Annotated in this window: 21 protein-coding genes; 15 read left to right on the top strand and 6 right to left on the bottom strand. The window is 74.6% G+C overall.

The genetic code is table 11. The features are described from left to right. Positions 1-77 precede the first annotated feature (77 nt). Together ACZ7LB_RS09965 and ACZ7LB_RS09960 are read right to left on the bottom strand one after the other, a co-directional pair. Positions 78-1,109 carry an LLM class F420-dependent oxidoreductase gene (locus ACZ7LB_RS09965; protein ID WP_471466758.1) on the bottom strand — a complete coding sequence of 344 codons (1,032 nt, stop codon included), beginning with the start codon at positions 1,107-1,109 and terminating at the stop codon, positions 78-80. Positions 1,110-1,160: 51 nt separating this feature from the next. Then, positions 1,161-1,496 (bottom strand): ArsR/SmtB family transcription factor, encoded by a 336-nt coding sequence (locus ACZ7LB_RS09960; RefSeq protein ID WP_471466757.1) that lies wholly within the window; start codon positions 1,494-1,496, stop codon positions 1,161-1,163. 591 nt (positions 1,497-2,087) lie between these two features. On the opposite strand from ACZ7LB_RS09960, the gene ACZ7LB_RS09955 reads away from it, so the two are divergent. Both ACZ7LB_RS09955 and ACZ7LB_RS09950 read left to right on the top strand, forming a co-directional pair. Continuing rightward, positions 2,088-2,342 carry a hypothetical protein gene (locus ACZ7LB_RS09955; protein WP_471466755.1) on the top strand — a complete coding sequence of 85 codons (255 nt, stop codon included), beginning with the start codon at positions 2,088-2,090 and terminating at the stop codon, positions 2,340-2,342. Positions 2,343-2,485: 143 nt separating this feature from the next. Beyond that, positions 2,486-2,689, top strand: a complete 204-nt coding sequence (locus ACZ7LB_RS09950) for a hypothetical protein (protein WP_471466754.1) — start codon at positions 2,486-2,488, stop codon at positions 2,687-2,689. Between the two features lie 80 nt (positions 2,690-2,769). On the opposite strand, the gene ACZ7LB_RS09945 is transcribed toward ACZ7LB_RS09950, so the two are convergent. Continuing rightward, positions 2,770-3,405, bottom strand: a complete 636-nt coding sequence (locus ACZ7LB_RS09945; protein WP_471466753.1) for a TetR/AcrR family transcriptional regulator — start codon at positions 3,403-3,405, stop codon at positions 2,770-2,772. 90 nt (positions 3,406-3,495) lie between these two features. On the opposite strand from ACZ7LB_RS09945, the gene ACZ7LB_RS09940 reads away from it, so the two are divergent. Genes ACZ7LB_RS09940 through ACZ7LB_RS09930 form a run of 3 tightly spaced genes read left to right on the top strand, consistent with a single transcriptional unit; the run spans position 3,496 to position 7,472 of the window. Beyond that, positions 3,496-4,989 carry an APC family permease gene (locus ACZ7LB_RS09940; protein WP_471466751.1) on the top strand — a complete coding sequence of 498 codons (1,494 nt, stop codon included), beginning with the start codon at positions 3,496-3,498 and terminating at the stop codon, positions 4,987-4,989. Then, positions 4,989-6,089, top strand: coding sequence for an alcohol dehydrogenase catalytic domain-containing protein (locus tag ACZ7LB_RS09935; protein WP_471466749.1), 1,101 nt, complete (start codon positions 4,989-4,991; stop codon positions 6,087-6,089). The genes ACZ7LB_RS09940 and ACZ7LB_RS09935 overlap by 1 nt, the downstream gene beginning before the upstream one ends. A 45-nt stretch (positions 6,090-6,134) precedes the next feature. Then, positions 6,135-7,472, top strand: a complete 1,338-nt coding sequence (locus ACZ7LB_RS09930) for an NAD-dependent succinate-semialdehyde dehydrogenase (protein WP_471466748.1) — start codon at positions 6,135-6,137, stop codon at positions 7,470-7,472. A 493-nt stretch (positions 7,473-7,965) separates the two neighbouring features. On the opposite strand, the gene ACZ7LB_RS09925 is transcribed toward ACZ7LB_RS09930, so the two are convergent. Beyond that, complete coding sequence (locus ACZ7LB_RS09925; RefSeq protein WP_471466746.1) at positions 7,966-8,148, bottom strand: hypothetical protein; 183 nt, start codon at positions 8,146-8,148, stop codon at positions 7,966-7,968. A 553-nt stretch (positions 8,149-8,701) separates the two neighbouring features. Between ACZ7LB_RS09925 and ACZ7LB_RS09920 the strand changes: the two genes are divergently transcribed. Continuing rightward, on the top strand, positions 8,702-11,371 hold the full coding sequence (locus ACZ7LB_RS09920; RefSeq protein WP_471467153.1) for a DEAD/DEAH box helicase: 2,670 nt from the start codon (positions 8,702-8,704) through the stop codon (positions 11,369-11,371). Further along, on the top strand, positions 11,368-12,639 hold the full coding sequence (locus tag ACZ7LB_RS09915; protein ID WP_471466744.1) for an SWIM zinc finger family protein: 1,272 nt from the start codon (positions 11,368-11,370) through the stop codon (positions 12,637-12,639). Before ACZ7LB_RS09920 ends, ACZ7LB_RS09915 begins: the two co-directional genes overlap by 4 nt. 313 nt (positions 12,640-12,952) lie before the next feature. On the opposite strand, the gene ACZ7LB_RS09910 is transcribed toward ACZ7LB_RS09915, so the two are convergent. After that, entirely contained in the window at positions 12,953-13,393 is a 441-nt protein-coding gene (locus ACZ7LB_RS09910; protein ID WP_471466743.1) for an NUDIX hydrolase, read from the bottom strand. Positions 13,394-13,821: 428 nt separating this feature from the next. On the opposite strand from ACZ7LB_RS09910, the gene xylB reads away from it, so the two are divergent. From xylB to exaC, 4 genes are all read left to right on the top strand, one after another. Then, positions 13,822-15,267: a xylulokinase gene (gene xylB, locus ACZ7LB_RS09905; RefSeq protein WP_471466741.1), complete on the top strand. Its 1,446-nt coding sequence runs from the start codon at positions 13,822-13,824 to the stop codon at positions 15,265-15,267. Between the two features lie 362 nt (positions 15,268-15,629). Continuing rightward, positions 15,630-16,298 (top strand): N-acetylmuramoyl-L-alanine amidase, encoded by a 669-nt coding sequence (locus ACZ7LB_RS09900; RefSeq protein WP_471466739.1) that lies wholly within the window; start codon positions 15,630-15,632, stop codon positions 16,296-16,298. Positions 16,299-16,411: 113 nt separating this feature from the next. Continuing rightward, positions 16,412-17,668, top strand: a complete 1,257-nt coding sequence (locus tag ACZ7LB_RS09895; protein WP_471466737.1) for a GAF domain-containing protein — start codon at positions 16,412-16,414, stop codon at positions 17,666-17,668. A gap of 494 nt (positions 17,669-18,162) precedes the next feature. After that, on the top strand, positions 18,163-19,686 hold the full coding sequence (exaC, locus tag ACZ7LB_RS09890) for an acetaldehyde dehydrogenase ExaC (protein WP_471466735.1): 1,524 nt from the start codon (positions 18,163-18,165) through the stop codon (positions 19,684-19,686). A 378-nt stretch (positions 19,687-20,064) separates the two neighbouring features. On the opposite strand, the gene ACZ7LB_RS09885 is transcribed toward exaC, so the two are convergent. After that, a complete protein-coding gene (locus ACZ7LB_RS09885; protein WP_471466733.1) occupies positions 20,065-20,553 on the bottom strand; it encodes a MarR family winged helix-turn-helix transcriptional regulator in 489 nt (162 codons plus the stop codon). A gap of 128 nt (positions 20,554-20,681) precedes the next feature. Between ACZ7LB_RS09885 and ACZ7LB_RS09880 the strand changes: the two genes are divergently transcribed. The 4 genes from ACZ7LB_RS09880 to ACZ7LB_RS09865 all read left to right on the top strand — a co-directional run bounded on the left by ACZ7LB_RS09880 (position 20,682) and on the right by ACZ7LB_RS09865 (position 23,787). Beyond that, entirely contained in the window at positions 20,682-21,338 is a 657-nt protein-coding gene (locus ACZ7LB_RS09880; protein ID WP_471466731.1) for a nitroreductase family protein, read from the top strand. Positions 21,339-21,396: 58 nt separating this feature from the next. Beyond that, complete coding sequence (locus tag ACZ7LB_RS09875) at positions 21,397-22,080, top strand: phosphoribosylanthranilate isomerase (RefSeq protein WP_471466730.1); 684 nt, start codon at positions 21,397-21,399, stop codon at positions 22,078-22,080. 136 nt (positions 22,081-22,216) lie between these two features. Beyond that, entirely contained in the window at positions 22,217-22,882 is a 666-nt protein-coding gene (gene upp / locus ACZ7LB_RS09870; protein ID WP_471466728.1) for a uracil phosphoribosyltransferase, read from the top strand. Next, the gene (locus tag ACZ7LB_RS09865) at positions 22,879-23,787 is read left to right on the top strand and encodes an EamA family transporter (protein ID WP_471466726.1); all 909 of its coding nucleotides are present in this window, start codon (positions 22,879-22,881) and stop codon (positions 23,785-23,787) included. Before upp ends, ACZ7LB_RS09865 begins: the two co-directional genes overlap by 4 nt. The last annotated feature ends 13 nt before the right edge of the window (positions 23,788-23,800 follow it).

Raw genomic sequence — 23,800 nt, 5'->3', positions numbered from 1 at the left:
CCACCCCTCGTCCCCGCTCCCGCGGCGCCGCGGTCACCGCGAGCCCGGGGACCGCGGCCCCCGGCGCGCCCGCCGGATCACGGCTTCAGCTCGGCCACGGTGGCGAGCGTCCTGGGGTCGTCGTTGCGGATCAGCAGCGTGGTGATCAACGACTCGTGCCAGCGCGCCAGTTCGTCCCGCAGCTTCTCCCGGGGACCGACCAGGGACACGTCCTCCACCATGGCGTCCGGCACCGCGGCGATGGCGTCCTTCTTCCGTCCGGCGAGGTACAGGTCCTGGATCTTGGCGCACTCCGCCTCGTAACCGAGCCGCGCGACGACGTCGTTGTGGAAGTTGGCGCCCTTGGCCCCCATGCCGCCGACGTACAGCGCGATCCAGGGCCGCACCGCGTCCCTGGCCCGCTGGACGTCGTCGTCGAGGACGAGCGGGGCGCCGGCGGCGATCTCGAAGCCGGAGCGGTCGGAGCGCTCGGCGGAGCGGCGGGCGAAGCCGAGTTCGAGCTGCTCGCGGTGGAAGGCGTCGGCGCGCGGGGAGAAGAGGAAGGGCAGCCAGCCGTCGGCGATCTCGGCGGCGAGCGCGATGTTCTTGGGGCCCTCGGCGGCCAGGTAGAGGGGCACCTCGGGGCGCAGCGGGTGCACGGTGGACTTGAGCGGCTTGCCGAGTCCGGTGCCGCCCGGATACGGCAGCCGGTAGTGCGCTCCGTCGAAGGAGACCGGGGCGCGGCGCGCGATCACCTGGCGGACGATGTCGAAGTACTCGCGGGTCCTGGCCAGCGGCTTCGGGTAGGGCTGCCCGTACCAGCCCTCCACCACCTGCGGGCCGGACGCGCCGAGGCCGAGCACGAAGCGCCCGCCGGAGAGGTGGTCGAGGGTGAGCGCGGCCATCGCGGTGGCGGTCGGGGTGCGGGCCGACATCTGGACGATGTTCGTGCCGAGTCTGACGCGCCGGGTGCGCGTGCCCCACCAGGCGAGCGGGGTCAGGGCGTCCGAGCCGTACGCCTCGGCGGTCCAGACGGAGTCGAATCCCAGCCGCTCGGCCTCGGCGATCAGCGCCTCGGCCGTCTCCGGCGGCCCGGAGGACCAGTAGTTGGTCTGGAATCCCAGCTTCATGCGTTCTCCCTCGAACTCGTGCGGCGACGGTGGGGACGGGGGTGGTGGCACTCAGCCCGCGGCGCGGACCGGTCCGTTCGGAAGTGCGGCGAGCACGGAGTCGAGCAGCCCGGGGAAGCGCAGGTCGAGATCCTCGCGGCGAAGGCGCACCTGGTGGTTGCGCCCCTCCAGGCGGGTCATGGTGAGCCCGGCCTCGCGCAGGACCTTGAAGTGGTGGGACAGCGTGGACTTCTGGACGCCGATGTCGAACTCCTCGGGACGGCAGGCATGGTATTCACCGTCCGCGAGAACGGAAACGAGCCGCGTACGAATCTCGTCCGAGAGCGCCTTCATGACACCGAGGATCTCGATCTCGTCAATGTCCGGCTGACTGAAGTAGCGGGCCATACTATCACCTCATTACTCTTCATTGCGCAACACAATGGTAACAGGTGGACGGACATCGAACCGTACTGATGAAGGCATCCGCGCTTGATCCCCTTACGGAGAAGGCGAACTGACGGTAAATCACTTCCCCGGTCCGGACCGGGGAAGGATTGCGGTCCACTCATGTACTTTGGTCCATTGTTTTCACCGCACCCCGGCTGATTGAATTTCCTATCCGGTCCGCGGGGGCCGTGCTCCCGCTTTGGCCGGCCCGAAAGGAGCACGCCCCGTGCGCACCGGAAGCGACGGCCGGACCGCGGCCGCCGGGGACGCGGGGCCCCGGCCGCCCGGCGGGCCGCGAGCCGCCGGGCTCCTGTGCGGAGGGGCCCGGCACCGCACCCGGCACCGCACCGGACGCCCCCGGGCGCGCGGCGGGGCCCGCGCCCCCGGGCCCGCTCGCCCGGCACCCCGCCCCTGAACCGGTGACCGCCGGACGGCCCGCCGCCCGGACGGCCGCCGCCGGGGCCCGGACCGTTCGTCGATGCCCGGTCCGGGACCCCGGGGACACGTGTGACGACCCGAGACGCCCGAAGGCCGAACGAGGGAGTGCGCATGACCGTGTGGACCACCGCCGCGCCGGACAGCCCGGCACCGTCATCCGAGACCGAGCGCGCCGAGGACTTCCTGCGGGCCCTGCGCGGCAGCAACGGGCAGAGGCTCGCCCGCCTCCGCGCCCGCGGCCTGCCGGGCCTCGCCGACGACTTCGACCCCAGGGACCCCGGCACGATCCTGTCCCTGGCCCTGAGCACGCTGCGCGTCCTGAGCGCCCCGGCGCCCTCCCGGCCCGACGGCGGCCCCACGCCGTGAGACCGCCGCCCGGGCCGGGCCCGCCCGCGGCGCCGGGCCACGGTGCGGGGCGACCGGCCGCCCGTGCGCACGGCGGTTCCGGCGGCCGCGGCGACGGTGCGCGGCCCGGGACGGGGCGGCGGTCCTGTGCCATCGTCGACGGCATGACCGTCCTCCCGGCGCACTGGCGCCGATCCGGGTTCCCCGCCCTCCCCCGCCCCCGCTGCGAGCGCTGCCGACGGCGGTTGCGCGTGTTCCCGGGCGACCCGGTCGGAACGCACGGGGACGGGGGCGCCTCCGACCCCGTGGTGACCGTCCTGGTGGAGTGCCCGACGCCGCACTGCGGCGGCACCGGCCCCGGCGCCTGACCGCCGCCCCGACGCGCCCCCGCCGGCCATCGTGGGGGGGCGCCGCACGGGGCCGCGCGAGGGACGCCCGGCCGCTCCGCTCACCCCACCGGGGGTGTGTCCAACGTCCCCTCCGCCACGCCCAGTTCGGCCTCCGCGAAGGTGCGGACCATGTCACCCGTCGCCGCCGCGCGGTGATCGGCGCTGGTGTTGATGTACGCGGTGGTCCCGTCGATCGCGACGAGTATCCGCACGGCCGCGACCCACGGGTCGACACAGCGGAAGTCGCCCGCCGCGACCCCGGCGGCGACCACCCCCTCGATCCGCCGGCACCACCGCAGCTCCTGCTCCACCACGTGCTCGCGCAGTACCGGACGGTAGCGGGACAGGTGCCGCGCGTTCAGCCACAGCTGGCTGATGTTGTCGAACTCGGCGCTGGAGATCAGCCCGAAGAAGTTCCGCAGCGTGCCGAGCGGCGCGTCCGTGCCCGCCTCCGGCAGCAGGGTGTCCAGCTCCGTCATCGTGGCGCCGGCGAAGGCCTCGGCCACGAGCTTGTCCGCCGCCGGGAAGTAGTGGCCGACCAGCCCCGCCTGGACCCCCAGCTCATCGGCGACCCTGCGCAGGGTCACGCATTCCAGCCCCTCCGTGAGGCCCACCCTCGCGGCCGTGGTGACGATCTCGTTGCGGCGCTCGGCGGGCGCCTTGCGCACTCGTTTGCCTGGACCCCTTGACGTCATGGGACGAATGTTATTGAGTATGCGACCAATTAGGCAATTGGTCGGATGCCCAATAGCAGTCCGGGCACCCGACGTGGTCAGGAGACGCATGTGAACGACCCCCGCACCGACGCCGGTGACCTCGCCGAATACGGCTACCAGCAGGAGCTCAAGCGCACCCTGTCCGCCTGGGCCGTATTCGCGATCGGCTTCGCCACCATCTCCCCCGTCGTCGGCATCTACGCCGTCGTCCAGCTCGGTTTCGTCTTCGCGGGTCCCGCCTGGATCTGGGCGGTCGTCGTGGCCTTCCTCGGCCAGCTCCTGGTGGCCACCGTCTACGCCGAGCTGTCCTCGCAGTTCCCGATGACCGGCGGCGTCTACCAGTGGGTGCGCCGGCTGGGCGGCCCCCGGCTCGGCTGGCTGACGGGCTGGCTCTACCTTGCCTCGGCCGTCGCCTCGCTGACGACGGTCGCCTACCTCGGCGCCAGCTGGCTGTACATGCTCTTCGCCGACGGGGCCCCGTCCCCGGCCACCCATGTGCTGCTCGGCGTCGTCTTCGTCGCCGTCGCGCTCGGCATCAACCTCCTGGGCGTCAACCCGGTCAAGCACTTCCTCAACGCGGGCATCATCGCCGAGGGCGTCGCGTCCATCGCGGTCAGCCTGATCCTGCTGGTGTTCGCCCGCCACAACGGCTTCGGCATCCTCTTCGAGACCCTCGGGGCCGAGAACGCCTCCGGCGGCTCGGTGCTGGCCGGGTTCCTGACCTGTCTCGCCGTGGCCGGCTGGGCCTTCCTCGGCTTCGACGCCACCACCCAGGTCGCCGAGGAGACCGAGCAGCCCCGGCGCAGCGTCCCCCGGGCCCTGCTGCGCGCCTACCTGTTCGTCGCCTTCACCGTGCTGCTGACCGGCCTGGCCGTGACGATGGCGCTGGACAAGCCCCGGGACGCCGTGGCCGGCGCCCTCGCCGACCCCGTCTTCTCCGCGGTCACCGACGGACTCGGCGGCTGGAGCGAGAAGCCCTTCATCCTCGTCGTCCTGATCGCGTTCTTCGCCTGCGCCATCTCGATCCAGACGTACATCGGACGCGCCGTCTTCGCCTTCGCCCGCGACCGGCAGCTCCCGTTCTCCGCCACCCTGGCCACCATCGGCCCGCGGCAGATCCCCTACGTCTCGCTCATCGCGACGGCCGTCCTGGCCGGGCTGGGGCTGCTGCTGGGGCTGAACGGCAACGCCGCGGCGACCCTGATCGCCTTCGGCTCCGGCGGCTTCTACTTCATCTTCCTCACCGTCGCCGTGGTGGCGCTCGTCGCCCGGCTCAGCGGCCGCTGGAACCCCGCGGCCGGACGGCTGCGGCTCGGCCGCGTCGGTCTGGTCGTCAACGTGGCCGCCGTGGTGTGGCTGCTGTTCGAGGCGATCAACATCGCCTGGCCCCGCGCCGAACTCGCCCCGGTCGGCGGGAGCTGGGTCCAGACCTGGGCCGTGATCCTGGTCTTCTCCGCCCTCTTCGTCCTCGGCATCGCCTACGTCGCGCTCGCCAAGCCCCACACCCGGCTCCCGCGGGCCGCGGAAGCCCGTCCGACCACCGAAGAGATGAAGGCGTCCTGATGCCGACCGAACTCTCCCCCGCCGTCGTCTTCGACCCCGGCACCGGACTCGGCAGCCGCGAGGTGGCCGCCCGGCCCGCCGGTCCGGGCGAGGTCGAGATCGACGTCCGCGCCGCCGGCGTCTGCCACTCCGACCTGCACATCGTGACCGGCGACTGGCCCACCGAGCGCCCGCTCGTCCTCGGCCACGAGGCGGCCGGCGTGGTCACCGCCACCGGCGCGGGCGTCACCTCCGTCCGCCCCGGCGACCACGTCGTCCTCTCCTGGTTCGCCCCCTGCCGGCGCTGCCGCAAGTGCGTGGCCGGCCAGGCGTGGCTGTGCACCGGCACCCGGGCCGTGGAGAACACCCTGCCCGACGGCACCACCCCGTTCACCGACGCGGACGGCGAGCCGATCTGGCCCTACCTGGGCCTGGGCGCCTTCACCCGCCGTCTGGTCGTCCCCGAGAGCGCGGCGGTCAAGGTCCCGGCCGAGCTGCCGTTCGGCATCGGCGCGCTGCTCGGCTGCTCCATCACCACCGGTGTCGGCGCCGTGGTGAACACCGCCGGGGTCCGCCCGGGCGAGTCGGCGGTCGTCATCGGCACCGGCGGGGTCGGGCTGAGCGTGGTCATGGGGCTGCGGCTGGCCGGTGCCGATCCGATCGTCGCCGTCGACCTGTCCGCGGACCGGCTCGACGCGGCCCGCCGGTTCGGCGCCACCCACACCCTCGACGGCGCCGGCACCGACGTGGCGGCCTGGTGCCAGGAGCACCTCGGCGGCGTCGACTACGCCTTCGAGGCGATCGGCAGCCCCCGGGTCGTCGAGACCCTGCCCGGCATGCTGACCTCCGGCGGCGCCGCCGTGCTGGTGGGCATGGCGGCCGCCGAGGCGACCGGGTCCTTCAACCTGTTCGACCTCGCCGACCAGGGCAAGCGCATCCTCGGCTGCAACTACGGCTCCAGCATCGGCGAGCGGGACATCCCCCGGCTGGCCCGCCTCTACCTCGGCGGACGGCTCCCGCTGGACGACCTGATCGGCCGTACCCGGCCGCTCTCCGAGGCGGCGGCGGCCTTCGACGACCTCCGGTCCAACACCGGGCTCCGCACCATCCTGGAGCCCTGAGCCGGTCCCCGCCCCGCCACCTCCCCCCTCACCCCCGGAGATCCCATGTACGCCGTCACCGACCCCGCCACCGGCGAAGTCGTCGAGACGCACCCGACCGCCACCGACGCCGAGGTCGAGGCGGCCGTGACCACCGCCCACGCGGCCGCCGCCGCGTGGGGGCGCACCGGCACGGTCGCCGAGCGCGCCGCCCTGCTGCGCCGCCTCGGCGACCTGCACACCGAGCGCCGCGACGAACTGGCCGCGGGCATCGTCCGCGAGATGGGCAAGCCCCTGGCCGAGGCCGAGGGCGAGATCGACTTCTGCGCGGACATCTACCACTACTACGCCGACCACGCGGAGGAGTTCCTCGCCGACGAGCCGCTCGACGTGACCTCCGGTCCCGGCGGCGCCGTCGTCCGGCGCGGGCCCGTGGGCGCGCTGCTCGGCATCATGCCCTGGAACTTCCCGGCCTACCAGGTGGCGAGGTTCGCCGCCCCGAACCTGGCGGTCGGCAACACCGTCGTCCTCAAGCACGCCCCCCAGTGCCCGGCCACCGCCGCGCTCCTGGAGCGGCTGTTCTCCGAGGCCGGTTTCCCCGAGGGCGCCTACGTCAACGTGTACGCCACCAACGAGCAGGTCGCCGGGATCATCGCCGACCCCCGGGTGCGGGGCGTCTCGCTGACCGGCTCGGAGCGGGCCGGTGCCGCCGTGGCCGAGACCGCCGGGCGGCACCTGAAGAAGGTCGTCCTCGAACTGGGCGGCTCCGACCCCTTCCTCGTGCTCTCCACCGACGACCTGGACGCGGTCGTCGACGCCGCGGTCGCGGCCCGCCTCGACAACACCGGTCAGGCGTGCAACGCCGCCAAGCGGTTCGTGGTCGTGCGGGAGCTGTACGACGCGTTCGTGGAGCGGTTCACGGCCCGGCTGCTCGCGGACGCCACCGGTGCCCCGCTCTCCTCCCCCGCCGCCGCCGAGCGGCTCGCCGAGCAGGTGGACGAGGCGGTGGCCCAGGGCGCCACCCTGCACAGCAGGGGCGAGCGGCACGGCTCCTTCTTCCCGGCCGGGGTCCTCACCGGGATCGCCCCGGACCACCCGGCGGCCCGCGAGGAGCTCTTCGGCCCCGTCGCCCTGGTCTTCCCCGCGGCCGACGAGGACGAGGCCGTCCGCATCGCCAACGACACCCCCTACGGGCTCGGCTCCTACGTCTTCACCACCGACCCCGAGCAGGCCGCGCGGGTCGCCGACCGCATCGAGGCCGGGATGGTGTTCGTCAACGGCGTCGGCGCGGAGGGCGCGGAGCTGCCCTTCGGCGGGATCAAGCGCTCCGGCTTCGGCCGCGAGCTGGGCCGGGCCGGCATCGAGGAGTTCGTCAACAAGAAGCTGATCCGTACGGTGGCCTGACGGCCGGGGCCGGGGCGCCCGGACGGCGGAGGGGTGTCCCGACCACCGGGCCGTGCGCCCGGCGTCCTCGCCCCCGCCGCGCCGGGCGTCCGCGCGCGGCAGCACGGGCATGGGCGCCCTCGCGGGGCCCGCGCCACGACGGTGCCCCACGTGGGTCCGCGCGCGGCACGGCGGAGCACCGCGCGTCGGCGCCCTCCCGGGGCCTGCGCCAGGGGTACCGCTGTCCATGTGCCCGGACACGCGGACCCGGGGCCGGGCGCCCCCGGCCCGTACGGCGCAGTGCGTCGACCGGCCCGCCCACCGCTTCAGGTGGGCGGGCCGTCGCCGTGCGGCCGGCCGGAGCCGCCCGTCGGCCTCCGGTCACGCCTCCGCCCCCGTCCGGCGGCCCGGGGGCGTGGCATGGACGGCGCAGAGCCCCCCGGGGACCGCCCCCGCACCGGCGTGCGGGCACGCCCGCCGGTCGGCGCGGTCCCCGGCCGGGGCTCCGGCCCGCTCAGCGGCCGATCTGCTTGCGGCCGACGCGGCGCAGCCGCCGCCGCTGCGAGGGGTCGAGCGTGAGGTACGCGGCGGTCGGGACTCCCAGGACGATCAGCAGGACGGCCCACCAGGGCAGCCAGATGAGCAGGATGAGCCCGACCGCCACACCCCCTGCGGCCACCTTGGCATTCGTTGACATGGCGTCGCCTCCTCAGCGGCACTGCGCCGCTCTCTGTCCTGAAAACGGTCCCGCGCTCCGCGCGGTTCCGCTCCACGGGCCCCCGGAACCCTGAGGAAACCCTGAGATCCGGCGCGGGGCGACGGAGCCGGCCGGACCGGTACCGGCCCCGGCGGTCTCCGCGGTCCCCCGTCCCGGCGGCCCCGGGCGGCGTCCGGAGGCGGCCCGTCGCCGACGGGAGGTCCCACTCCTTCCATAGTGATCCACGACACGCCCCGGTCACACCCGGCACTCCGGAAAAGGGGGTATATTCGGCGCCCGCCCGCCCACTAGTCAAATTTGAGGACTCATCATCGCTGTGCAGACGGCCCACCCGGAACCGCCCTCCCCCGGCCCCGACGAGGACTCCGGCCTCGCCGTCGGTCTGATCCGCTGCTGTGCCGTGCTCCTTCCCGGTGATCCCGCCCGGACCGCCCGCGTGGCCTTCTGGCACCCGGACGGCGAACCGCCCGCCGGAGTCCCCTCGGCGTTCCTGGAGGACCTGACGGTCGTGGTGCCGGACGGGGGCGGTGTCATGGCGGTGCGCGTGCCCGCCCTCCCGCTGCCGCTGCGGGACGCCCTCCCCGTCCTCACCCGCGCGCGGGTGGCGCCGTACGCCCACCGGGCGGCCGCCTTCTGGGGCGCGGTGGCCGTGGAGGCCCTGTCCCTGGTGGCGCGCGGGCGACTGCTGCCGGGGCTGTCGCCCGCCGGGCACGACGCCTGGCGCGTCGGCCCGCTGGACGCCGGGGACACCGAGCGCGTCCGGCACCTGGCCGCCGCGATGCCGCCCGAGGCGCACGCGGTCCCGCTGGACGGCGCCGGTCCCCCGCGGCTGCCCTTCCCGGAACGCCTGGTGCGGGCCTTCCTGGACGGGGTCGCCGACACCCTGCCCCGCTCCCCCGCCGCCCCCCTCGTGACGGACGGCCCCCTGTTCGCCGCCCGCGAGCCGCGCGGGGCACCCGGGCTGGAGGCGTGGGCGGCCGAGGTGGCCGCGGGGCACGACGCGGGCGTGCGGCTGTCCCTGCGGGTCGAGGTGCTCGGGCTGCCCGAGGACGCGGCGGCGGAGGCCGCCCCGGTGTTCCGCGCCGTACCGCAGGTGCACGGCGTCGGCGATCCCTCGCTGGTCGCGGATGCCGCCGCGGTGTGGTCCGAGGAGGCCGACGCGGCGTTCGGACCGCGCGCCCGGATGGACACCCTGCTCGCGCTGCGTCGCGCCGCCCGGGCCTGGCCCGCGCTGGCGCCGCTGCTGTCGGCCGCCGTGCCCGACGCCGTCGAGCTGACCGACCGGGAGGTCGCCGGCCTCCTCGGCGCGGGCGCCCGGGCGCTGGCGGGGGCCGGTGTGGACGTGCACTGGCCGAGGGACCTGTCCCGGGGCCTCACCACCGGGGCGGAGATCGGACCGCCCGAGGGCTCCCCCGGGCGGGGTCCGGATCCGTCCGGCGGAGGGACGTCGCTCCTGTCCGCCGACGCGTTGCTCGCCTTCGACTGGTGGTTCGCGCTGGGCGGGCGGCGGCTCACCCGTGAGGAGCTGGACCGCCTCGCCGAGGCCGGCCGGCCCCTGGTCCGGCTGCGCGACCGCTGGGTGCTGGTCGACCCCGACGAGGCCCGACGGGCCCGCGCGCGGGAGAACCGCACGGTCACGCCGGTCGACGCGCTCGCCGCCGCCCTGACGGGCTCGGCCGAGGTCGACGGGCAACTGGTGGAGGTGCGTCCCACGGGCCCGCTGGCCGCCCTGCGGGACCGGCTCGCGGACCCCGGGGCCCAGGAGCCCGTCCCGCAGCCCGCCGCCCTGGCCGCGACCCTGCGCGACTACCAGCGGCGCGGTCTGACCTGGCTGGTCCGGATGACCTCGTCGGGCCTGGGCTGCTGCCTCGCCGACGACATGGGCCTCGGCAAGACGGTCACCCTGATCGCCCTGCACCTGCACCGGCAGGGCGACGCGGCGACGGCCGGACCCACCCTGGTGGTCTGCCCGACCTCCCTGATGGGCAACTGGCAGCGGGAGATCGAGCGGTTCGCGCCGGGCACGCCCGTACGCCGGTTCCACGGCGCGCGGCGCGATCCGGGGGACCTGCCCGGCGACGGGTTCGTGCTCACCACGTACGGCACCATGCGGCTGGACTCCGCCCGGCTCGCCGCCGTGCCGTGGGGCCTCCTGGTGGCGGACGAGGCGCAGCACGTGAAGAACCCGTACTCGGACACCGCCCGGCGGTTGCGCGCCATCGGCGCGGACGCGCGCGTGGCCCTGACCGGCACCCCCGTGGAGAACGGCCTCTCGGAGCTGTGGGCGATCCTCGACTGGACCACGCCGGGGCTGCTGGGCCGTCTCGGCACCTTCCGGCGGCGCTACGCCCGCGCCGTCGAGGACGGCCGGGACCCGGCCGCGGCCGAGCGGCTGGCCCGGCTGGTGGGGCCGTTCCTGCTGCGCCGCCGGAAGTCGGACCCCGGTATCGCGCCCGAGCTGCCGCCCAAGACGGAGACCGACCGCCCGGTGTCGCTGACGACGGAACAGACGGCCCTGTACGAGGCCGTGACGCGCGAGGCGCTCGCGGAGATCTCCGGCTCCGGCGGCACGGCCCGCCGGGGGCTGATCGTGAGGCTGCTGACGGGGCTCAAGCAGATCTGCAACCACCCGGCGCAGTACCTGCGGGAGGACGATCCCGTGATCGCGGGCCGCTCGGGGAAGCTGGAGCTCCTGGACGAGCTGCTCGGCACGATCCTGGCCGAGGGGTCGAGCGTGCTGGTCTTCACCCAGTACGTGCGGATGGGACGGCTGCTGGAGCGCCATCTGGCGTCCCGGGGCGTGCCCTCGCTGTTCCTGCACGGCGGCATTCCCGTCGGCGGACGGGAGGCCATGGTGCGCGACTTCCAGGCGGGCGCGGTGCCGGTCTTCCTGCTGTCCCTCAAGGCGGCGGGCACCGGGCTGAACCTCACCCGGGCGGAGCACGTCGTGCACTACGACCGCTGGTGGAACCCGGCCGTCGAGGCGCAGGCCACCGACCGGGCCCACCGCATCGGCCAGACCCGCCCGGTGCAGGTGCACCGGCTGATCGCGGAGGGGACGGTCGAGGACCGCGTGGCCGCCCTGCTGGACCGCAAGAAGGAGCTGGCCGACGCGGTGCTGGGCTCGGGTGAGGCGGCGTTCACCGAGCTGACGGACGCCGAACTGGCGGAACTGGTCGGACTGCGAGGGGGCGCGCGATGACGGGACACGAGGACGGTGCGGAGCGGACGTTCGCGGCGCTGCCGCCCGTGCGGGGGCGGGGCTTCGCGGAGAGCTGGTGGGGGCGGTCCTGGCTGGGCGCCCTGGAGGACGGGGCGCTGGACACCGCGCAGCTCAAGGCGGGCCGGCGGCTGGCGCGCGCGGGGGCGGTCGGCGCGGTGTCGGTGCGGCCGGGGCGCGTCACGGCGGTCGTCAGGGACCGGGACGGCACGGCGCACCGGGCCGACGTGCTGCTGGCGGAGCTGTCCGGGGAGCAGTGGGACCGGTTCACGGACATGGCGGTGGAACGGTCGGGGCACGTGGCGGCGCTCCTGGAGCGCGAGATGCCCACGCACCTCGTGGAGGACGCGGCGGCCGCGGGCATCGACCTGCTGCCGGGCCTCGGCGACCTGGAGCCCGAGTGCGGCTGCGGCGCCTGGGACCACTGCGGCCACACCGCGGCGCTCTGCTACCGGATGGCGCTGCTCCTGGACCGGGACCCGTTCGTCCTGCTGCTGATGCGGGGGCGTGGCGAACGGGCCGTCCTGGAGTCGCTCCGGGCGTACGGCGGGGCGTCCGGACGGACCGGGGCGGCGGCGGAGACCGACGGAGTGGACGCCGCCGAGGCCCGGGCCGCGGGGCGGGCGCTGCCGCCACCGCCCCCGCCGCCCCGCCCGGAGGACGGGCCCGGCGTACCGCCGTCCCTGGACACCGGGACCGCTCCCCCACCGGGTGTCGATCCGGAGGCCCTGTCCCTCCTCGCCTCGTGGACCGCCGCCGAGGCGCACCGCCTGCTGGGCGACGCGCTGCTCGACGGGCACGACCGGCGTTCCCCCCGGGCGGAGCCGACGGTGGCCCAGGACACGGTCCGGCTGGCGGCGGGCGACCCCGGGGACGCGGCGCGGGACCGGCTCGCCGCCGGGTCGGGGCGCGACCGGGAGGCGTTCGCGGTCGCCGTGCGCGCCTGGCGGCTCGGTGGCGCGGCCGCCCTGTCCGTACTGGACGAGGAGTGGCCGGTGGCGGGGGACGCGCTCGCGCGCGCGGAGGCGGCCCTGGCGACGGCCTGGGAGGAGGGCGAGCGGCCGTCACTGCGGGCGCGGGCCAACCGGTGGACCGTCACCGGAGCCCCGTTCCAGCTCCGGCTGGACCGCGAGGGCGGGTGGTGGCCGTACCGGGAGGAGGACGGCCGGTGGGTGCCCGTCGGCGGGGCGGCCGGGGACCCGGCGACGGCGCTGGCCGTGGCGTCCGCCGCGGCCGGGGACGAGCCGTAGGACCGGGGGCGAGCACGGGTCGCGGAGGATGGGCGCCGGAGCGGACGGGCCGGGGCGTACGGCGGGGTGGGCGTGGGGCGGAACGGGGGGGCGAGCCGCGCGCCGGAACCGCGGCCTCGGGCCGGGGCGGCGGAGGTCCCGCGGCCGCGGTCCGGGGCCGTCGGAGGTTCACGGCCACCGGCCGGGGTCGGCGTGGGCTCGCCGCCACGGACCGGACCGGAGGACGGCGGTGCTCGCGGTCATGGGCCGGGGCCGGAGCGGCTCGCGGCGGGCGGCCGTGTCCGAAGCCCCGCCCCGCCGGTGCCGGGACGTCCTACGGCGCCATGCTGCCCGTCCGCGCGAGGAGGGGCAGGACGTGGTCCGTGAGGGCGGGTGCGAGCCGGAGCCCGCTCTCGTGGCCGGTGATCCACCTGATGTCGGCGATCTCGGCGGCGGGCCGGGGCATCCGGTCGATGTCCGCCGCGAAGAGCGTCAGCCGCATGGGCACCCGTTCCAGCACGGCGACGGAGTCGATCCGGGCGAGCAGCCGGGGCCGGAGCGGCTCGACGCCCAGTTCCTCGTCCAGTTCGCGGGCCAGGGTCGCGGAGGGCTCCTCACCCGCCTCGGGTTTGCCGCCGGGGAGGTAGAAGACGTCGGGTGCGGCGCTCTTGCTCACGACCAGAAGCCGGCCCTCCTGGACGACGGCCGCCGCGACGACCGACAACGTCGCCTGACGGGGCCCCTGGGCGACCGCCGCTCCGTGTTCCTGTGTCATGCGGACCATCCTCCCAGGGGCGTCGTCAACACCGTGCCGCGCCCCTGGGGGCGACCGGCGCCCCCTCTCGGCACCCTCGTCCCCGACACCCCCGTCGTCCCCGGCGCACCGGTTCGCACCGGGTTGACGGTGTCCCGCGCGGGAGGGCCCGCCCTCCGGCGCGAGGAGGCGCGTGGGGCGCGCGTGGGGGCGGCCTCCGTCGACGACGGCCCCGGCGGGCCGGGAGCGTCGGCGGACGCCGAGAAGGTCGTCCATGGTGAGCTGGTCCGGTCGCTCACGGATCGTCGCCCGCGGGCGTCCCCGGGAAGGGACACGATGTCCCGTACCGGTGGTGTCCGGTGCGACCGGCCCGGACACCCGGGGGAACGGCGGGCCGGAACGGTGCGGGAGCCCCGGAGGACGGCCCCCGGAGAAGGAGGAGGAGACCGATGTCGGCAGCCGAGGGTCCGCTCGTCGTCGGAGTGGACTCGTCCACCCAGTCCACCAAGGCGCTGGTCGTCGACGCGGCCACCGGGCGGACCGTCGCCGAGGGCCGCGCGGCGCACACCGTGACCTCGGGGGCCGCGCGCGAGAGCGATCCGCGCCAGTGGTGGGAGGCCCTGTGCGAGGCACTGGCCCGGTGCGGTGACGCCGCGCGGGAGGCCGCCGCCGTGTCGGTCGCTGGTCAGCAGCACGGTCTGGTCACCCTGGACGCCCGGGGCGAGCCGGTGCGTCCGGCCCTGCTGTGGAACGACGTGCGCCCGGCCCCGCAGGCCCGGCGCCTGGTGGCGGAGCTGGGCGGCCCCGCCGCGTGGGCCGAGCGCACGGGCAGCGTGCCCGGCGCGTCCTTCACGGTCGCCAAGTGGGCCTGGCTGGCCGAGCACGAGCCCGGGGCCGTCCTCGCCACCAGGGCCGTCCGCCTCCCCCACGACTACCTCACCGAGCGGCTCACCGGACAGGGCACCACCGACCGCGGCGACGCCTCGGGCACCGGCTGGTGGGCCTCCGCCACGGAGGCGTACGACGACGCCGTCCTCGCGCGGGTGGGGCTCGATCCGGCACTGCTGCCCCGGGTGGTGCGGCCCGGCGAGGTGGCGGGCACCGTGCGCGGCGGCCACGGCCTGCCCTTCTCCCCGGGCACCCTGGTCGCCGCCGGGACCGGGGACAACGCGGCCGCCGCCCTGGGCCTCGGCCTGCGCCCCGGCGTGCCCGTGCTGAGCCTCGGCACCTCGGGCACGGTGTACGCGGTCTCCCGGCGGCGCCCCGCCGACCCGACCGGCACCGTGGCGGGCTTCGCCGACGCCTCCGGCGACTGGCTGCCGCTGGCCTGCACGCTCAACTGCACCCTCGCCGTCGACCGCGTGGCCGCCCTGCTGGGCCTGGACCGCGAGGCCGTCGAGCCCGGCGCGGAGATCACCTTCCTGCCCTACCTGGACGGCGAGCGCACCCCCGACCTGCCCCTGGCGACCGGTCTGCTGCACGGGCTGCGCCACGACACGACCGGCGGCCAACTGCTCCAGGCCGCCTACGACGGGGCCGTGCACGCGCTGCTCGGAGCGCTCGACCGCGTCCTGGACGCCGACGCGGATCCGGCCGCGCCCCTGCTGCTGATCGGCGGCGGGGCGCGCGGAGCGGCGTGGCAGCGGACCGTGCGGCGGCTGTCGGGGCGCCCCGTCCGCGTCCCGGCGGCGCGGGAACTCGTCGCGCTCGGCGCGGCGGCGCAGGCGGCCGGGCTGCTGACCGGCGAGGACCCCGCCGCGGTCGCGCGGCGCTGGAACACGGCGGCCGGGCCGGTGCTGGAGCCGGTGGAGCGGGACGAGGAGACCCTGGCGAGGATCTCCGGAGTGCTCTCCGACGCGGCGCCCCTCCTGGAGCGGGGCCCCGGCGGCCGCTGACGGCGCCCCGACGGACGGACCGGAGCCGGGGGCCGCCTCCCCGAAGCCGGGCGGTCCGGCGGAGCCGTGGAGCGGGTCCGATCCGTCCCCTTCCCCTTCCGCGCGCCGGGCAACTCACTCGATCGAGTGAGCGAGTTCTCCACAAAGCCGCGGTCATCCACGGAACCGTGCCGGGCGCTTCTGCTCAAGTGCCCGTCGCCGTAACGTGATTCACGCGAACCCGGCGCCGACGGCCCACTGAGCCAACCGCGTACCCGTTCGCAACCAAGCCGCCGCGCCGCCGTTGGCCAACGTGCGCGACGCGGCAGCGGAGCTGCGCGGCCGAGCACGCCATCATCCCCCCACGACGAAAGGCAGCGCTCATGCGACGGACACAGGAGAGGGCAGACGGAAACGGACCGGGACAGCAGCCGGAACCGGAACGCCCCGCGGCGGCCCTGAACAGGCGCCGGCTCCTCCAGGGGGCCGCCCTCGCCACCGTCCCCTCCGCGATGCTCACCGGCCGGACGGCCTCCGCGCGGACCCGGCGCGAGGAGACCGAGGCCACGGGCTATCCCTCGGTGGAGTGGCAGCCCGCGAGCACGTCCAACTACACGGCGTCCGGCCGTCCCACCTCCTATCCCATCGACCACGTGGTCATCCACATCACCCAGGAGACCTACGCGGACACCCTGTCCATCTTCCGCGACCCCGCCCGGCAGGTCTCCGCGCACTACGTCGTCAGATCGTCGGACGGTCACATCGCGCAGTGCGTCCGTGAGGGAGACATCGCCTGGCACGCGGGGAACTGGAGCTACAACACGCGCAGCATCGGCATCGAGCACGAGGGGTGGGTGGACCGGCCGGAGTACTTCAGCAACGCCCTGTACGAGCAGTCGGCCCTGCTGACGGCCGCGATCTGCACCAAGTACGGCATTCCCCGGGACCGGGCGCACATCATCGGCCATCACGAGGTGCCCGGCAGCGACCACACGGACCCCGGCCCGCTGTGGGACTGGGTCCGGTACATCAGACTCGTCAACTTCGCCTGATCCGAAGGGAGCGGGAACCCGCCACGCCCGGGTGAAGGACCGTCGAAGTGGTTGTCGGCGGATGGCGTCCGCGTGACGATGTCAGCGTCGCACCACCGTCAGGGGAGGCCGAGTTGACGGATTCGTGGCTGGCTCTGGCGCCGGGCGCCGACCCGGTGGAGCACACACGGACACTGCGGCGCGCGCACGAGGTGTTCACGGCTGCCGGTACGGTCCCGCGGCCCGTTCGGCGGATGGTCGCCGAGTCCTGGCGGCGGTCCGTCCGGGCGGGCGTCGGCCCGGACGGCTCCGCCAGCGTGGAGCTGACCGACGGCGACCTCGGCGCCTACCGGGCCGAGCACCCCCTGGCGGGGGTGATGCCGTTGATCCGCGAACTGCTCGGCACCTTCGCGGTGGCCGGGGAGCACCTGCTCGCGGTGTGCGACGCGCACGGCAGGCTGCTGTGGGTGGAGGGCCATCCGGCCGCCCGGCGCGAGGCGGAGCGGATGAACTTCGTGCCCGGCGCCCGGTGGTCGGAGTCCGCGGTCGGGACGAACGCGCCGGGCACCGCGGTGGCCGTCAGCCGCCCGGTGCAGGTCTTCACCGCGGAGCACTTCATCCGCCGCGTCCAGCCGTGGACCTGTGTGGCCGCCCCGGTGCACGACCCGCGCACCGGACGGGTGCTCGGCGCGGTGGACATCACCGGCGGGGACGGGCTGGCGCATCCGCACAGCCTCGGGTTCGTCCAGGCGGTGGCCCGCGCGGCCGAGTCGCAGTTGGCGCTGCCGGCACCGGGCCGGCCGACCGCCAGGACCTCGCGGCTGGCCGCGCTGGGACGGGACAACGCGCTGTTCGGCCCGGACGGCGCCGGGGTCCGGCTCAGCCGCCGGCACAGCGAGATCGTGACCCTGCTCGCCCTGCACCCGGAGGGGCTCAGCGGTGACGCGCTGCTGTGCGCGCTGTACGAGGACGAGTCGGTGACCCCGGTGACGCTGCGCGCCGAACTGGCCCGGCTGCGCGGTGTCCTGGAGCCCGGTCTGCTGCGCTCCCGACCGTACCGGCTGGCCGTGCCGGTGGAGTCGGACGCGGCACTGGTGGAGCGGCGGCTGCGGTCCGGCGCGGTGACGGCGGCGGTGCGGGCCTACGCCGGACCGCTGCTGCCGGGTTCCCGGGCCCCGGCGGTGGCCCGGTGGCGCCGTCGGCTCGACGACGGGCTGCGCGCGGCGCTGACCGCCTCGCGCGACCCCGATCTGCTCGGGGACTGGGCGCACGCGCCGTGGGGAGGGGACGACCTCGGTGTGTGGCGGGCCCTGGCGGAGGTGCGGCCCACCCCGGCGGTCCGGTCCCGGCTCGCCGCGCTGGAGGCCGAGCTGTCGGCGCCGGGCGGGTGACGTCCGCCCGTGGTCGCCGGCACCGGTGCCGCCCGCCCCTGGGCACGGCACGCTCCCGGGCGTGGCCATCGCCAGGACCGACGACCCGCCCTCCGGCGGAGGACCCCCGACGGAGGGCCACGGCGGGCCGGTACGTCGGCCGGCCGCGCCCCGGACGACACGGGCGAGGCCACCTGCCCGGCCGTACCGTCCGGACACGCAGGCAGGCAGGCAGGCAGGCAGCTCCAGCCGTACCGACCGGGCGCACGCCCCGGGCCGCCGTCCACGGACACATCACTCGCGCCGCTCCGGCCGCTCCCGCCGCCCCGACCGGGGACACAGGGAACGCCGGGTGCCGGGAACGCCGTGCACACCGCGCACGCCGCGCATCCCGCGCCGGCCGTCGGCGCCGCACACGACCCACCACGGGCGCAACCCGACCGCAACGTCCCGCTCCCTAGCCTCGCGGCAGGCTGCCCGACGGCGGGCAGCGCTCGACAGGGAGGCAGACCAGGATGACCCGTTACGCGGCACCCGGCACCGAGGGCGCGATCGTCTCCTACCAGCCGCGCTACGACCACTACATCGGCGGTGAGTACGTGCCGCCGGCGCGCGGGCAGTATTTCGAGAACCCGTCGCCGGTGAACGGTCAACCGTTCACCGAGGTGGCGCGCGGCACGGCGGAGGACGTGGAGCGGGCGCTGGACGCGGCGCACGAGGCCGCCCCGGCCTGGGGCCGCACCGCGGCGGCCGAGCGTTCCGCCGTCCTGCTGCGGATCGCCGACCGCATGGAGGCCAACCTGGAGAAGCTGGCGGTCGCGGAGACCTGGGAGAACGGCAAGCCGATCCGGGAGACGCTGGCCGCCGACATCCCGCTCGCCATCGACCACTTCCGCTACTTCGCGGGGGCGCTCCGGGGCCAGGAGGGCTCGCTCAGCCAGCTCGACGACGACACGGTGGCGTACCACTTCCACGAGCCGCTGGGGGTGGTCGCGCAGATCATCCCGTGGAACTTCCCCATCCTGATGGCGACCTGGAAGCTGGCCCCCGCCCTCGCGGCGGGCAACGCGGTGGTGCTCAAGCCCGCCGAGCAGACACCGGTGTCGATCCACTACTGGCTGAGCCTGGTCGCCGACCTGCTGCCGCCCGGGGTCCTGAACATCGTCAACGGCTTCGGCACGGAGGCGGGCAAGCCGCTGGCGTCGAGCCCGCGGGTGGCGAAGGTGGCGTTCACCGGCGAGACCACGACCGGGCGGCTGATCATGCAGTACGCCTCGGAGAACATCAAGCCGGTCACGCTGGAGCTGGGCGGCAAGTCGCCGAACATCTTCTTCGACGACGTCTGGGCGCACGACGACGACTTCCGCGACAAGGCCCTCGAGGGCTTCACCATGTTCGCGCTCAACCAGGGCGAGGTCTGCACCTGCCCGTCGCGGGCGCTGATCCAGCGCGGCCACTACGCGGAGTTCCTCGAAGCGGCCGTCGCCCGTACGGAGGCCATCGTCCCCGGTCACCCGCTGGACACCGGGACGATGATCGGGGCGCAGTCCTCCAACGACCAGCTGGAGAAGATCCTGTCCTACCTGGACATCGGCCGGCAGGAGGGCGCGAAGATCCTGACGGGCGGACAGCGCGTGGAGTACGACGGTGAGCTGAAGGGCGGCTACTACGTCCAGCCGACCATCTTCGAGGGCGACAACCGCATGCGGATCTTCCAGGAGGAGATCTTCGGCCCGGTGGTGTCGGTCACGGCCTTCGACGGCCTCGACGACGCCCTCAGGATCGCCAACGACACCCTGTACGGCCTGGGCGCCGGGGTCTGGACCCGTGACCTCAACACCGCGTACCGGGCGGGCCGGGCGATCCAGGCAGGGCGGGTCTGGACCAACTGCTACCACGCCTATCCGGCGCACGCCGCGTTCGGCGGCTACAAGCAGTCGGGCATCGGCCGGGAGACCCACAAGATGATGCTGGATCACTACCAGCAGACGAAGAACATCCTCCAGAGCTACTCCCCCAAGAAGCTCGGCTTCTTCTAGCGGGTCGTCTCCCCCGGGCCGTGTCCTCGGCCCGGCCCGGGCCGACCAGGGGTGACCGCCCGGAGACGCGGCCGCGGGCGGGTGCCCCGGGCCGGTCCCGGGCGGGCACCCGTGCCCCGGTGCCGCTCGCTGTGCCGTCCCCACGGCACCGCCCCGCTCCTTCTCGACCGGAGGGCCGGAGGGTGGGGCCGTGGCACCCCCTGGCGAGCACGCCGGAGCCGCCGTGCGGGCGGCGGCGGAGCGCCGGTGCCCCGGTCCTCCTCCCGGGGAGGCCGACCGCGTCCGGCGTGCGGCCGACGCGGGCCGGGGCCCGTCGGAGCCGCCCGCCGTCGGCGGTGACGGTCCTCAGGCGCCCCACGCCGTCCCCGGTGACGCCGCTCAGCGGGTGTCGCCGAGGGAGACCAGCAGCGTGCGCAGGAGCCGGTTGAGGCTCTCGGCGTCGTCGTCGGTGAGGTCGGCGAGGATGTCGCGCTGGTTGCGCACATGGCCCCGGACCGTGTCGTCGACGAGTTCCCGGCCCCGGTCGGTCAGGGCGATGTGCAGGCTGCGCCGGTCCCCGGGGACCGGTGTGCGGACGACCAGGTCACGGGCGACGAGCCGGTCGACGCGGTTGGTGAGCGCCGCCGAGCCGATCATGACGCTCGCGGCCAGTTCCTTGGCGGTGAGCGGGCGGGCGCTGCGGCGGAGCGTGGCGAGCACGTCGAACTCCCACGTCTCCATGCCGTACTGGGCGAAGTACTCCTTCAGACGCCCGTTCACCAGGCGGGACAGGCGCAGGATGCGGCCGACGGTTCCCATGGCGTCCAGGTCCAGGTCCTCGCGTTGAGCCGTCCACTGGTCGAGGAAGTCGTCCACGGAATCGCGCATGGGAGTTGCCTCGCCTTCATGGTCGCTTCATCTGGGTTAATTCGATCCCGAACTATTTGACGCAAGACTAAAGCATGTCCTACTGTTTCGACGTCAGATAGTTCGATGTCGAGCAATCAGGGGGGGTCATGGAGCTGTCCGCACCGGACCACGCCACCGTGTCCCGGGTCATCCGATCGCGGCGCAGCGTCCGCCACTACCGGCCGGATCCCGTTCCCGCCGAGCTGCTGCGGGAACTGGTCGACCTCGCCCTGGAAGCGCCGTCGAGCTTCAACCTGCAGTCCCGGTCCGTCGTGACCGTGACCGGCGAAGAGGGCCTCAGGGCCCTCACCGAGGCCACCGGCGGACAGGCGCATCCCCAGGAGGCGCCCGTGATGCTGGTGTTCGTCGCGGAGTCCGGCGCCTGGCGCGAGGACCGCGGCGACATCTGGGAGCAGGCCCGGCACAGCGGCGCCTGGTCCCCGCAGTTCGCCGACGCCACACCCGGGGACGTGCGGGCCTTCTACGAGGACCTGCGCGACCGCGGCCTGGAGCGCGAGTACGCCGTCAAGGACGCCATGATCGCCGCGTCCTTCCTCCTGATCGCCGCACACGCCGCCGGGCTGGCCACCAGCCCCATGAACGGCTGGAACGAGGCGGAGGTCAAGAAGGCCATCGGCATCGCCGACCGCGACGACCTGCACATCGCGCTGCTCGCCCCGCTCGGCTACCCGGCCGAGGACCGACTGCATCCCGGGCGCCGGGAGCGCGGCATGACGGTCTTCCAGGAGACCTACGGCCGGTAGGGACCGCAGGGGCACACACTCACCATCGCACCGAACCGCACAGAGGGGGGTGGTCCTCGTGACCATTGTCAACAAGCTCGTCCAGGTCGCCGGCATCATCGATGCCGCCGAGGCTGACATGATCATCGACGCGGGAGCGGACTGGATCGGTTTCGCCCTGCGCCTTCCGTCCGGCAAGGACGACATCGCCGAGCAGGACGCGGCGGCGATCATCAAGAACCTCCGGGCCCCGCACGCCGGAGTACTCATCAGCTACCTCACCGAGGCCGACGGGATCAGCCGGTTCTGTCAGGAACTCGGCGTGGTGGCGGTGCAGCTGCACGGCGACGTGGAGACCGACCAGCTCCGCCGCCTCAAGGAGCTGCGCCCGGACCTGTTCGTGCTGAAGTCCCTCGTCGTCAAGCAGGACAACGTCGACGAACTGTTGAAGCTGGTCGACGACACCCATCCCTTCGTTGACATGTACATAACGGACACGTTCGACCCGAGGACCGGCGCCAAGGGCGCCACCGGTCTGACCCACGACTGGAACGTCTCGGCGGAGCTGGTCCGCCGCTCCCCCAAGCCGCTGATGATGGCCGGCGGCCTCAACCCGGAGAACGTCGGCGACGCGATCCGCGCGGTGAAGCCCGCCGCGGTCGACGCCCACACCGGCCTGGAGGGCCCCGACGGGCGCAAGGACCGCGCCAAGGTCACCAAGTTCATCGCCGAGGCCCGCGCCGCCTTCGACGCGATCGGCTGACCCGGCCCGCCCCTCCGAGTTCACGGATCACGGCCGCACGACGGGGCGGTGTCCGGTCCGCACCCCGGCCCGGACACCGCCCCGGTGCCCTTGTCCTCCCGGCTTCCCGCCGGCAGTCGACCTCAAGGAGCCCCACGTGACCACGGGTCACCATGTCCACCTGCTTCCGCAGTCCGACCAGCTCCGCGCCATCCACACGATCATCCGGGACCGCGACTGCACCCGTGAGGACTTCGTGTTCTACGCGCGGCGAGTCATCCGCCTCCTCCTCGAACACGGCCTCGACCTGCTGCCGTTCACGAAGAAGGACATCACCACGCCGGTCGGCGCCACGTACCGCGGACTCGAGTTCGCCACGAAGATCTGCGCCGTCCCCGTGATCCGGGCCGGCGAGTCCATGGAGGGCGAGCTGCGCGACCTCCACCCCGGCATCCGCGTCGGCAAGATCCTCATCCAGCGCGACAAGGGGACCAAGCTGCCGCACCTGTACTACAAGCACCTGCCCGACGACATCGCCGACCGGCACGTGCTGCTCCTCGAGCCCATGCTGGCCACCGCGGGGTCCGCGCTCGCCGCCATCGACGTCCTGCTGGACGCGGGTGTGGACGAGGACCGCATCGTGATGGTCAATTTCCTGTCCTCCCCCGAAGGGCTGCGTCGTGTCGGTACCGAGCGGCCCCACGTGAAGATCGTCACCAGTGCGGTCGAGGACCGGCTCAACGAGCACGCGTTCATGATCCCCGGCATCGGCGACTTCGGCGACCGGTTCTTCGGAACCACCGACTCCGGAGCCAAGAAGTGAACAGTCAACGCCTCGCGGTCACCTCCGCGGTCACCGCCATCGCCCCCGCCGTCTGGGGTTCCACCTACCTCATCACCACCGAGTTCCTGCCGCCCGACCGGCCGTTGCTGGCCTCCACCCTGCGGGCGCTGCCGGCCGGGCTGATCCTGCTGCTGATCACCCGCGCGCTGCCCCGGGGCATCTGGTGGTGGCGGGCCGCGGTGCTCGGCGTGCTGAACATCGGCGCGTTCTTCTACTTCCTCTTCCTCGCGGCCTACCACCTGCCCGGCGGGGTCGCCGCCCTGGTGATGACCGTCCAGCCGATGATCGTGCTCCTGCTCAGCTCGGCGCTGCTCAAGGACCGCATCCGGCCCGTCCACGTCGTCTCCTGCCTGCTCGCGGCGGCCGGGGTGGCCCTGCTGGTGCTCCAGCCCCACGCGGGCCTGGACGGCGTCGGCATCGTGGCCGGCCTGTTCGGCGCCCTGTCCATGGCCTCCGGCATCGTCCTCACCAAGAAGTGGGGCCGGCCCGACGGCACGAGTCTGCTCACCTTCACCGGCTGGCAGCTGACCGTGGGCGGCCTGGTCCTGCTGCCCGTCACCCTGGCCAGCGAGGACCTGCCGGACCACCTCACCTGGGGCAACATCGGCGGCTTCGCCTACCTCAGCATCATCGGCGCCCTGATCGCCTATGTGCTCTGGTTCCGCGGCCTTTCCCAGCTTCCCGCTCTCGCCGCCTCGTTCCTCTCCTTCGCCTCACCCCTGTGTGCGACGGTCCTGGGATACCTCTTCCTGGACCAGACCCTGGGCCCGCTGCAACTGGTCGGCGCGGTCGCCGTGGTCGGAGCCGTCGTACTCGCCCAGCCTCGCACCGGAAGACCCACTCACACACCGTCGCGGCCGGCCCGGAGCACCACCCGGGCCTAGCGCGACCCACCTG

The sequence above is a fragment of the Streptomyces sp. NPDC107521 genome (assembly GCF_055598485.1).
Note: the sequence above shows the minus strand (reverse complement) of the source record. Positions and strands in the feature narration are given on the sequence as shown.

What these genes read in the sequence shown, in the direction of transcription:
- ACZ7LB_RS09945 (WP_471466753.1), bottom strand. Translation starts at nt 3,405, where the DNA reads ATGACGTCAAGGGGTCCAGGCAAACGAGTGCGCAAGGCGCCCGCCGAG.
- ACZ7LB_RS09920 (WP_471467153.1), top strand. Translation starts at nt 8,702, where the DNA reads ATGGCGGTGCGCGTGCCCGCCCTCCCGCTGCCGCTGCGGGACGCCCTC.
- ACZ7LB_RS09935 (WP_471466749.1), top strand. Translation starts at nt 4,989, where the DNA reads ATGCCGACCGAACTCTCCCCCGCCGTCGTCTTCGACCCCGGCACCGGA.
- ACZ7LB_RS09910 (WP_471466743.1), bottom strand. Translation starts at nt 13,393, where the DNA reads ATGACACAGGAACACGGAGCGGCGGTCGCCCAGGGGCCCCGTCAGGCG.
- ACZ7LB_RS09925 (WP_471466746.1), bottom strand. Translation starts at nt 8,148, where the DNA reads ATGTCAACGAATGCCAAGGTGGCCGCAGGGGGTGTGGCGGTCGGGCTC.
- xylB (WP_471466741.1), top strand. Translation starts at nt 13,822, where the DNA reads ATGTCGGCAGCCGAGGGTCCGCTCGTCGTCGGAGTGGACTCGTCCACC.
- ACZ7LB_RS09965 (WP_471466758.1), bottom strand. Translation starts at nt 1,109, where the DNA reads ATGAAGCTGGGATTCCAGACCAACTACTGGTCCTCCGGGCCGCCGGAG.
- ACZ7LB_RS09950 (WP_471466754.1), top strand. Translation starts at nt 2,486, where the DNA reads ATGACCGTCCTCCCGGCGCACTGGCGCCGATCCGGGTTCCCCGCCCTC.
- exaC (WP_471466735.1), top strand. Translation starts at nt 18,163, where the DNA reads ATGACCCGTTACGCGGCACCCGGCACCGAGGGCGCGATCGTCTCCTAC.
- ACZ7LB_RS09880 (WP_471466731.1), top strand. Translation starts at nt 20,682, where the DNA reads ATGGAGCTGTCCGCACCGGACCACGCCACCGTGTCCCGGGTCATCCGA.
- ACZ7LB_RS09900 (WP_471466739.1), top strand. Translation starts at nt 15,630, where the DNA reads ATGCGACGGACACAGGAGAGGGCAGACGGAAACGGACCGGGACAGCAG.
- ACZ7LB_RS09960 (WP_471466757.1), bottom strand. Translation starts at nt 1,496, where the DNA reads ATGGCCCGCTACTTCAGTCAGCCGGACATTGACGAGATCGAGATCCTC.
- ACZ7LB_RS09885 (WP_471466733.1), bottom strand. Translation starts at nt 20,553, where the DNA reads ATGCGCGATTCCGTGGACGACTTCCTCGACCAGTGGACGGCTCAACGC.
- ACZ7LB_RS09955 (WP_471466755.1), top strand. Translation starts at nt 2,088, where the DNA reads ATGACCGTGTGGACCACCGCCGCGCCGGACAGCCCGGCACCGTCATCC.
- ACZ7LB_RS09930 (WP_471466748.1), top strand. Translation starts at nt 6,135, where the DNA reads ATGTACGCCGTCACCGACCCCGCCACCGGCGAAGTCGTCGAGACGCAC.
- ACZ7LB_RS09915 (WP_471466744.1), top strand. Translation starts at nt 11,368, where the DNA reads ATGACGGGACACGAGGACGGTGCGGAGCGGACGTTCGCGGCGCTGCCG.